This is a genomic window from Paenibacillus sp. FSL H7-0331, assembly GCF_001956045.1.
In genome coordinates this window covers 1-2,212 of record NZ_MRTH01000120.1, presented here as the reverse complement: position 1 = coordinate 2,212, position 2,212 = coordinate 1, and the positions used below count along the sequence as shown (strand labels likewise).

The 2,212-nt window shown below is 47.8% G+C and carries 3 protein-coding genes; 2 read left to right on the top strand and 1 reads right to left on the bottom strand.

From position 1 onward, the window contains the following. Positions 1-318, bottom strand: a 318-nt coding sequence (locus BK127_RS41965) for a response regulator (RefSeq protein WP_144026742.1), incomplete at its 3' end; no start/stop codon positions are given. A 169-nt stretch (positions 319-487) separates the two neighbouring features. On the opposite strand from BK127_RS41965, the gene BK127_RS41960 reads away from it, so the two are divergent. Beyond that, positions 488-1,405: an ABC transporter ATP-binding protein gene (locus BK127_RS41960; protein WP_076238549.1), complete on the top strand. Its 918-nt coding sequence runs from the start codon at positions 488-490 to the stop codon at positions 1,403-1,405. Continuing rightward, positions 1,402-2,154, top strand: coding sequence for an ABC transporter permease (locus BK127_RS41955; RefSeq protein WP_076238548.1), 753 nt, complete (start codon positions 1,402-1,404; stop codon positions 2,152-2,154). The genes BK127_RS41960 and BK127_RS41955 overlap by 4 nt, the downstream gene beginning before the upstream one ends. Positions 2,155-2,212 lie beyond the last annotated feature (58 nt).

The following is a 2,212-nucleotide window of genomic DNA, read 5'->3' as shown; positions in this document are numbered from 1 at the left end:
CACCATGTAATCATCTGCCCCCAAGCCTAATCCGAGCAACCGATCCTCATCCTCGCCCCGGGCGGAGAGAAAAAGGACTGGCGTATCCGTGAACTGTCTGATGGAAGACAGGAGCGAGAAACCGTCACCATCTGGCAGCATGACATCAAGAATTGCTATATCCGGCTTGCCTGTTCGGCAGATTGACAAAGCTGAAGCGCAGTCGGTGGCTGTGTAAATGCGGAAAAAGCCCTCTTTTCTTAAAAACCGTTCCATCATAATTCTGATTTCCGGTTCATCATCTACAATTAATATTTTTTTGTCTTTTAAATTGTCCATGTTGTATCACCCGATTTTTATTATACATGAACAAGGGGGTTATCTGTGTTGTGCCAATTCTATTTAAGGTAGATGTAAGGTTCTCTTTAGGCTGGAGAAAGGCGCATTCATTACAGTTGAAGTAGAGGAGAACGATCTCAAATAGACTTGATTGGAGCTGACTTTTCATATGAATGCTTCGGCTATTGTGCAAACGCACAATCTGTCCAAAACGTATGGGGCAATTAATCGTGTAAATAAGGTTGATCTTCAGGTTCAGGAAGGTGAAATCTACGGGTTTCTGGGACCTAACGGAGCGGGGAAAACGACGGCGCTAAAAATGCTGCTCGGACTCATTAAGCCTTCTGAGGGGACGATCACAATTTTCGGGCAAAGTCTTAGCAGACATCGCTTATCCATACTGCAACGTACCGGATCACTGATTGAATCTCCTTCCTTCTATGGGCATCTGACAGGGCTTGAGAATATGAAGGTCATGCAGCGCCTGCGGAACGTACCGGATAAAAATGTAGATGAGGCGATTCGTATCGTCCGGCTGGAAAATCAGCAAAACAAAAAAGCTGAACAATATTCGCTCGGAATGAAGCAGCGGCTGGGAATTGCCATGGCCTTGCTCGCCTTTCCCAAGCTGCTGATCCTCGATGAGCCAACGAACGGCCTTGACCCCGCAGGTATTGGCGAAATCCGGGAGCTCATCAAGTCATTGCCCGCACGCTACGGAATAACGATATTGCTTTCCAGCCACCTGCTCTCGGAGATCGAACAAATCGCTACCTCAGTAGGCATTATCAGCGAAGGGAATCTGCTGTTCCAGGGCAGCATGTCAAGCCTGCGGAAAAAAAGCAAAACCACCATCCTGTTAAAAACTGGAGACAATCCCAAAGCAGAACGGCTGCTTCTCACTCAAGGCTACGGCCTGGCCCAAAGCGGCAGTCGGCTTGAGCTCGATAATCTTGAGGACATAGAGGTGGCAGAGTTAAACAGACTACTTGTTTCACATAACATTCCTGTCACTCGGATCGAGGAGCGGAAGAAAAGCTTGGAGGATATTTTCCTGGAGCTGACGGGAAAGGAGCGGAGCTTGTGATTCAAACATTAGGACTGGAATACTTCAAAATCCGCCGCAAAAAAATAGGGATCATGATGATATTATTTCTTGTCGTAGAGATGCTGTGGGCTTTCATGTCCATCAGCCTGTCCATTACCCGTAATCCGGATCACGCCGTCTGGGAATCTGTCATTTTCAGTATATCCTCCATGAACGGACTTTTTACCCCGATTATATCGGCCATCCTTGTTTCGCGGATTTGTGATATGGAGCATAAGGGTGATACTTGGAAAATGCTTGTTTCTACCAACGTGAGTCGCGGCCATCTCTATGCAGCGAAGTATATTTGCGCCAATAGTTTGCTCCTGTATGGCATCCTTGTACAGACCGTATTTATGATCGTGTTCGGACTGATAAAGGATTTTCCCGGTGCTCCTCCTATGGCCTTGCTAATCCATTTCATTGGAGGGACCGTGCTGACGACTCTAGCTGTTACGGCGCTTCAGCAATGGATTTCTCTGGCCATCAAGAACCAGGCCTTTGCGCTGTGTCTAGGCATGCTGGGCGGCTTCATCGGAATGACCGCCGGACTGTTCCCGGCTGCTGCCAGACATATCTTTATCTGGTCCTATTATATGGATCTCAGCCCGGTTACTTATCTATACGCCAATTCTTCGGGCACTTATATGGCACAGCCTGTAGGCTCCGGTATCGTAATGACCGCGCTGATGATGACGGTCCTGTTCTATATCGCCGGAAATAGCCATGTAACCCGGCAGGAAATCTGAGGAGGGAAGCTGATGAAACGAAGTATCTCTGCTGAATGGCTCAAATTGCGGCATTCCC